This window comes from Marinicella pacifica (assembly GCF_014636635.1).
Classification (GTDB): Bacteria; Pseudomonadota; Gammaproteobacteria; order Xanthomonadales; family Marinicellaceae; genus Marinicella; species Marinicella pacifica.
This window is the reverse complement of sequence record NZ_BMEO01000008.1, coordinates 93,926-103,055: the sequence shown is the minus strand read 5'-3', so window position 1 is coordinate 103,055 and position 9,130 is coordinate 93,926. Positions and strand designations below refer to the sequence as shown.

Annotated in this window: 1 protein-coding gene; it reads left to right on the top strand. The window is 45.3% G+C overall.

Translation table 11 applies throughout. The annotated features are described in order from the left end of the window. The first annotated feature begins 12 nt into the window (after nucleotides 1-12). Nucleotides 13-9,120 (top strand): hypothetical protein, encoded by a 9,108-nt coding sequence (locus tag IEV16_RS09925; RefSeq protein WP_229728314.1) that lies wholly within the window; start codon nucleotides 13-15, stop codon nucleotides 9,118-9,120. Nucleotides 9,121-9,130 lie beyond the last annotated feature (10 nt).

Genomic DNA, 9,130 nt, shown 5'->3' with positions numbered 1-9,130 from the left:
AACGCCGCATCCTTGGGTGAGATTATTATCGCCAATGACAGCGATTGGAATGTGGGGGCAGCGACGCCACTTGAAACCCCGGCTTCAGGTGCGATAGTTGAACCGATAACGATTAAACATGCCCGGGTTGATATTGGTTCTTCTGTAAGTAATTTACTGTCAATCACAGCAGAAGACAGCTTAATTAATCAGCCTCATGATCTAATTATTGATAGTCTGATATTGACCAATGACAGTCATTGGGTGCAAGGTGGTGAACTCACGGTTAATACCACTTACGATATCCAAAACTCAAGCATTGATCACCAAGCCAACTTCACCATTCCTGAAGTCACGCCTTATGTTATTAGCAATGGCGCACGAGAAGTCCTTAATGCCGTGCATCCGGCCTGGACTGAGATTCGGGTTGAAAGCGGGGCACATTTACAGATTAATGTTAATCAACCGCAACTCAGTGATTTAAGTATTGATTCAGCTGAAGTTGAGATTAATGTGCCACAAACCTTAACCAACTTAAATTTAACTAATGGTGCCATACTAACGCATGGTCAAGGCGTTTCAGGCGTTCACCTAACAGTCACGGATGTGACAGTAAGTGCCGATTCATCAATTGATGTCAGTGGTAAAGGTTTGGATTATGATGCTAATACAATGAGTTGGCGTTCTGGAGCCAGTCATGGTGGGTTGGGTGGTCTATACAATTCTGGTGACTCCACTAATTCAATTTATGGCGATTTAAGACAGCCGATAGATTTGGGTACTAGCGGAAATAGCAACAGAGGAGGTGGTTCGTTACGATTAACAGTAAACAACACTTTGGATTTAGCCGGCAGCATTAAAGCGGATGGTGTTAAAGAAAATAATAATTATAGTGGTGGCAGTGGTGGTTCTATCTGGCTTGAAGTCAATGAGCTCAGCGGCTCAGGTGAAATTAGTTCCAATGGGACAAATACATACAGTGGATCAGGTGGCGGCGGCCGAGTAGCCGTTTATTATGACACTTTAAATGGTTTTAATTTAACTAGTCAGGTTCAAGCCTTTGGGGGTTATATAAGAGTTCCTCCCAACAAAAACCATCATAACGGTGGAGCCGGAACGATTTACCTCAAAGACAATGCAGCTTCTTTGGGTGAAATTATTATCGCCAATGACACCGATTGGAATGTGGGGGCTGCGACGCCGCTTGGTGATGCATACACCCTTGTAAATAATGAACCCATAACCATAAAAAATGCGGAAGTTCACTTTAATGACATTGATTCGATTGCTCACTTAACAGCTTATAAGAGCCAAATTTATCAAAATGCCGAACTTACACTCGACGCCATTCATGGCCAGGATTTCTTATGGGTTCAAAATGCGCAACTCAATTTGCCCAGTGACGAGCTTATTGTCAATAATTGGTCATACATTCCTAATTTCAATCAAGCTTGGGAAAAACTAAGTCTTATCAATGGCGGAATTTTAACCCAAGAACAGGCACAAAATCTTACTGATGCCATTCAACTTAATGTAGGCCAGTTATATATTGACGATAATTCACATGTTGATTTAAATGGTTTAGGCCTACCAAAATCAGTTGATATTCAGGGCACAGCCGCCGGATCACATGGTGGACTGGGCGGTGTTAGGAACAGTGACGTTACTAATGCCATATATGGAAGCGAAACAGCGCCGAGTTTAGTTGGTGTCGGCGGATCCGGTTCGGCTATGTATGGTGGTGGTGCCATTAAAATTGTCACTGATTATTTATCGCTAGAAGGAAATGTGGAATCAGATGGCCGCGCTTATCAAGCCTATAATGCCTACGGCAGTGGCGGTTCAATCTGGTTAGAAGTTGGGGCTTTATCAGGCAATGGTCAAATTCATGCCAATGGCGGTGCATTCGCTCCCAATCGATATGGCTGGGGCGGTGGTGGTGGCCGTGTGGCTGTATATTATGGTGTTAATCAAGGATCAAATCTCAGTTTAAGAACCCTGGCATCCGGTGGCGAAGTCCAAGAAACCTCAGGCGGACAAAGTGGACAAGATGGAACCGTTTACCTGGAACAAACACTGCTAAACACTCAAATTGTAGATATCGACCATAAATTTATTAATCAAGCCGGTAATCGTATTCGGGTTAGATTTAATCAAGCTGTGAATACCACTGATTTCTTAACATCTGAATTTACCATTACGCATCCATCTGATACCGTAAATGTTAATTCATTAGAGTTAATTAGCCCCGGCGTTATTGATTTGCTGTTAGACAAAGACATGGATACTGAGGGCGTCTATCAGCTATTAGTCCAGTCATTAGCACTTGATCAAAATGGAAACGGCATTCCCGGCGAGCCCGTTGATGATGATTACAGTCACTCAATTGTCTATGATATTACAGCGCCCGATACACCGATTGTTACTAATGCAGATGTGGCGCCGGCCAGTAATACCGTCAATGTTGATCATTGGATATTAATAGGCACTAGACCGGCCGATTCTGCCATTATGGTGGGTACTCAAGTTGTTACTGACTTTGGTGACAGTGATTGGTCGGCCGTCTTAGAGTTACCGGCAGGTACATCGACTTGGTCTATTAGAACTATTGATCGAGCTGGTAATACATCACAAGCCGTTGATGTCACTTTTTTCTATGCCAGTGATCAACCGGCCATTGTCGCCATGACACCGCCGGATGGCGCATGTTTAGCACAGAGTCCAGCCGTCATCAGCTTATCGTTATTTGATTATTCAGGAAATGGTTTTAATTTAGCCGAGTCGAGCTTTGAACTATCTGATGGTACCAACTTAGCAACTGGTGTGACCCAAATTGCCAATGATATTTTCACCTTTACGCCGGATTCGTCTTTACTAGAGGGTGGTTATCAGGTTTCTGCTCAGGTACAAGATAATGATGGCGTGGATAGTGCTGTATTTAATGCCGGTTTTAGTCTAGATTTAACTGCACCGGCCGAGGTCGTTATTGATCCGGTGACCACTCCGACAGGTAATAGCATTCAACTCATTAGTGGTAGCAAAGAAGCTAATACGTCAGTGTGGCTAAATGGTGCTGAGGTGGTTGCTTTGGATGGTCAAACAAACTGGCAAGCTTCAGTGGCTTTATCAGAAGGTATCAACAACCTGTCTTTTACTAGTCAAGATTGCGCCGGAAACGAAAGTCCAGCCGAAACAGTTCAAATAGAATTTAATAATGAAGTTCCCGGACCGGTTTCTCCGCTAATAACCATTGATCCAAACGGACATCAGGCCTTGCTGGATTGGCAGGCGTATGATGAATTATCCAATGGCGGAAACATAGACTTTTATACTGTATATGAATCAAATACGGCATTTAATGATGTGGCTAACGCCACCCAAATTGCCACAGTGCCTGCCGGTACTCAACAGTACTCAATCACAAATAAAACACCACCGATAACATTATATTATGCCGTTGTGGCAACCGACTTATTGGGATTAAGTGATCCTAATGTCACATCAATTGAAGCTGAATTTGTGGATGTACAGGCGCCAGAACCACCGGGTCGTGCCTATGTGGATGATTCTTATGCCGACTCGGTTGACATTAGATGGACGCATTCATCGAATACATTGGGTGATTTAACCGGCTATAAAGTGTATTTAGATGATGTCTTTTTAGTAGACGTTGCTCCATCTGTTAATACCTATCAAGTCATTTCTCTGGATCGGGCCACAGCCTATACCGTAAAAGTGACAGCAATCGATCAATTCGATAATGAATCCACCGGTTATGAACAAACCATCGTGACCTGGCCAAATCATCCCACCAACATTCAAGCCGAAATTCACGACAGTAAAATTACTCTCGTCTGGAACCACGCAACACCCAAAGATGTGGTTCAAGTTTATTACATTTACTCTGATACCGTCGATTTTACCGATGTCAGTCAAATGACTGGTATAGGTCATGGCGGTGGTAGTAGTGGAGAACCTTTAAGCCGTGATATTGAGAACTTAAATAATGGCCAAACCTATTACTTTACGGTCGTGGCGAAAAACGTACACGGCGATTTTGACCCGATGGTTCAAACCATCAGTGCCACACCGGTTGCTGATATCCAGCCACCCACCATCAATCAAGTAAACTTTAATGGCAGCCCACTTACAGATGGCATGATCGTTACCCACAGCGGCCTGATAGAAGTCAATGCCACAGACGATTCCGGTTTGGCTTATGTTCACTTTGCCGGTTCTACCGGTCATTTGAATGTCACGGATGGCAATGGTTCCAATAACTATAAAGCCAACTGGAGCCTTGAACAAGAAGCTGACGGTGCGGTGACGGTCGTTATTACTGCTGAAGATGTGTTTGGTAATCAGGCAACCGAGTCTTTCGATTTAACTGTGGATTTAGCTGCCCCTCCTGTACCATCCATTCAATTTCCGATTAACAATGCCGTAACCAGTGAATTAACAACCCAAGTCTTGGGTACGCTACAGAACAGTTCACTGTCTACCATTGAGTTACAAGTCAACGGTGTGGATCAAGCCAGCTTGAATACGGATATTAATGGTCAATTCCAAACAGTTGTTAATTTAGTCAATGGTGCCAATAGCTTGCGTGCGCGTGCCGTTAATAACCGGGGTGATGCCGGAAACTACAGTAATCCCATCACCATCACTGTCGATCAGTCAGTGCCTGTGCAACCCATTGGTTTGATTACTAAAGCCAAAGCCGATGGCGTTATCAGAATAAACTGGAACCCGGACTCTGAAGGCACCACAGCAGGTTATCATATCTACCGTTCTCAGAATCTGTTTAATCATTACACCGATCCGGGTGTGACTCAAATTAATAGTGCGCTGGTGACATCAGCGCATTATGAAGACTTGGCCATTCCAGATGGTGTTTTCTATTATCAAATCGTAGGTGTGAGCCAGACCGGAATTTTTGGTGCACCGTCAGAGGTGGTCAGTGAAATTTCAGACAGTCTGCCACCCAAAGCCGATATCAGCTATGAGGCACAAGGTGTCTATGATCAACCCAGTAATACCTATGGTGCGGGCGTGGTTCAAGTTGACATAACATTTACTGAACCCTTATTAACGACACCCTATGTGAGTATCGTGCCTGACGGTGGGGTACCTATTCCGGTGACCTTAAATAAACAGTCCGATACGCTTTATACCGGCTATTTTGAACTGGGCGTGCAAAAAATTGATGCCGTCGCTTATGCCGTTATGTCTGCCTATGACAAAGCCAATAACCGCGGTACCGAAGTCACCTCGGGCAGCTCATTTAATGTTGATACCTTAGGACCGCAGATGACTGATTTAAATCTGTCGGTTTTAACACCCATCGACAACAGCTTAAACCCCAGCATTACGGTTGACTTTACTTTGGACGATGACAGTCAAGGTGCACCCCAGTTATTTTATCAACTATCGGGAATAGGACGAACTGAAGTTGAAATAACCGGTCTCAGTGAAATTGCTAACAGACAATGGCAGGCAACGTTTACCTTACCTGCAGATGCCGGTTTAAGTGAAGCGGAAACACTTAGTTTCAGTTATTTAGCCATAGATTCTCTCGGTAATGAAGCCGGTGTGATTAACCTGGAGAATCAATTTCAGGTCTATCAAGGCAGCTTGCCGCCTTTAGACGCACCGATTGGTCTCACCGCACAAGCCCATCCTGATGGTTTGGTTAAATTGACCTGGTATAACGTACCTGATGCAGCCGAATATGAACTGTGGCGCAAACTTGATACCGATACCCAGTTTTTACCCATAAGTCGTACCATCGGTAATGTGTTAGAGATAGATGATACGCCGCCGGTGGATGGTTATTATGATTATGCCATTGCCAGTGTGCGTCAAGAAAACGGGCTTGAAGCAGTGAGCGGTATCAGTCAATCCGTATCTGTTTATGCCGACTCTGTGTCGCCGGAAGCCCCCACTGGTTTATTATTGCAACTTCACGGCAATGGCATTAAAGCCGAATGGCAAGCGTCTGTGCCCACCCATCCTTTGGATGATCGTTTGACGTATCGACTGTATAGAGACAACAGTCCTGAAATCACGGATGTTACCGGATTGACACCCATTATCGAGAAAATTCATGGTGCGCTTGCCTTAGACAGTGCCCCTTCTGAAACAGACCACGCCTACGCCGTAACAGCCGTGGACGCGGCAGGTAATGAGTCACTGCCTTCTAATTCTGAATATTTGAATGCAGGTTTATTGCCGGTTAAGAATTTAAACATTGATGTTTATCCGGACCAGTCACCTAATATCACATGGGCACATGATTCAGCGACCATTGCCGGATTTGATATTTATAAAACCCAGAGTGGCAATAATGTAAAACTCAATAACAGCCTGCTGACATCAGCTCAATTCATTGATGATCATTATGCCGGCACTCAAACAGTGTATTCTGTTATTGCCGTGGATGATCAAAATCAACAATCGCTGCCGCATTCCTTGCGATTACCGCAATTAAGTACCCAGGTGCTTCAAAACCAGTCAATAAAACGCGGACTAATGAATCGTGTGACATTCACTGTTAACAGCTATGAAGATGTCGAGTTACAGGGTGTTTCGATTGGTCTGACCGTGGACGGTGAAGAATTCAGGTCAAATGCTATAACAGTTCCGGTGCAAGGCACCGTGGATATCTCCATCGTTATTCCGGGTAAACCCACCTGGGGCGATCAGTTAACTTCACAGTTGGTGACCTATTACCAGCCCAATGCCGGTGAATCGGTTAATTTCCATAAAACACAGCCACAAACGGTTGAAGATGGTGGCTTAATCATGAGCATCACCACCGACGAATTTCTTAAAGGCACCGAAGGTTTAATTCAGTTAAACATCGCCAACCCCGGTGAAGAGCCCATTGATATTATCACCGCCACCCAAACCGGTAAAAATGTATCCTCAGATATCCGTTTCCGCCTGGAAGATTTGGCCGGCAATGTATTAAGCACCAGCACCTTTAAACAATCCCTGGGTACAGATGTCATCACCATGGCCAATGGCACCACCATCAGCCGAATTGCGGCCGGTGAGAATTTTTTGTCTGAACCCCAAGGTATTAATATTCCTGCCAATGCACCGTCGGAATTAATTGTTATTGCCCAGTTAGACTGGTCTTATCATAATTTTGGCCTGCCGCAACAGCGACAATTACAAGGTATTTCATCCCGACAGAACATCACGCTGGCAGAAACCAGTTATCGGGGAGAATTAACGGCTGTATCACCGGCACTTGTGGTGGGTGATGGCGTCATTACGCTTACAGGGCGAGCCATTGATCGCAGCAGTGGTGCAACCGTGGCTGAAGTACCCTTGAGTATTTCGCTCCGAGTCGATGGTTTTGAACAAACGATTGAAGTCTATACGGATATTAATGGTGAGTTTGCATACAGCCATGAGCCCACAGACACCGAAGCCGGTATTTATCATGTGTCGGTCACCCATCCCGATATTCTAGATCGACCCATTGATGGTCAGTTTGAGGTGGCTAAGCTCTATGTATCGAAACCCACAGAAGCCGTTAAATTACCCTTTAATGTCAGCCGACCCCAAAAAGCCTATGTTAAGGCACCACGGTCTCTTGATTTTAATCAGGTGACCTTAGCCTATGTGGCTTCAGATCAACCCGGCAGCAGCTTTTTACCGGGTATTCAAATCAATAATATCACCACCGTTGACTACCTGAATCACCAGTCCGATTGGCAAGCCATTCACTTTGATATGACCGCCGATAACAGTGCCCCGACCGCCGGGCGTATTGTTTTGCGGGTGTTAAGTCAAGATACCGGTGCGCTGATTCCGGGTTATTTTAGTTTTGATTACCAGCTTTCTACCGCTGAACCGGTCTTCAGGGCGTCGCCGCAAATTATTTTCACCGGTGTTAATCAGGGCAACTACGTCAATGAAGCGCTAACATTAAGTAATGAGGGCTTTAGTGACGCCTTAAATGTCAATATCAGCTTACTTGATACTCTTGGTAACCCGGCACCCAATTGGGGTTCATTGGTCACAGACCATCAATATTCTCGGTTAACCATTGGCGAGGCCGTCGATATTGCCATGTCCTTTAACCCGCCGAATTTACTGGCTGACGGTAATTACGAATTTAAGCTGAGAATCAGCGCCGATAATGCCAATACCTTAGATGTGCCGGTGATGGTCACGGTAACAGGTTCCGGCACCGGCAGTGTCCAGTTTAAAGCCGCAGATGTTTATACCAACACCCCCGATGAATTGGGCAGCCTCATTCCGGGTTTAGCCGGTGCGCGCATTAAGCTCATCAATGAAGTGGTGCAGGGTCAAGAGTTCACCGGCACCACCGATGCCTTTGGTGATTACCTGTTTGAAGATATCCCGGTGGGTTGGTACACCTACCGTGCCAGTGCCCCAAGGCATAATGACTTAAACGGCCGCATTCAGATTAAACCCGGTAACACCGAATCAGAATACGCCTTCTTAACCCAGGATTTTATTACCATTGAATGGTCCGTTACAGAAACCAGTATCATTGATCGTTACGAAGTGGTGATGAACCTAACCTTTGAAACTAACGTCCCGGCCGCCGTTGTCGTCATTCGCCCGGTTGTTACGAACCTACCCGATATGTACCCCGGCGATGTGTATTCGGGCGTCTGGGAAATTAAAAACGAAGGCTTAGTCAGAGCCGATGATTTTATTTTAAATATCCCGGCGGATGACGAGTATTTTGAGTACCAGATATTGAATGAAGTGCCGAGCGTCATTGAGGCCCAGCAAACCGTTTATGTGCCGTTCAAACTAATTAATAAGAAATCCGTGGTGCCCGGTGCCAGTGGCGATGCAGGTGGTGGCGGTTGCGGTGGTTACGGTAGCAGTGTCACAGGCTCTTGCAATTATCAGTGTGCTGATGACACCATTGTAGGAGCAGCTACACCGGCATTTATAAGCTATACAGCGGGTAATAGCTGCAGTGTTGAATCAGGTCCATCTAATGATTCTCCACCTCATAGTAGCAGAGAAGGTGGTGGTCCTTGGGATTATCGCTGTTGGCAGAGTAATTGTCCCGGAATTGGAACTGAGACTCAATGCACCCCTGATTGTGAAGGTGATCAGTGTTGTGATTCCTCTGGACAATAAAAATTAAAAT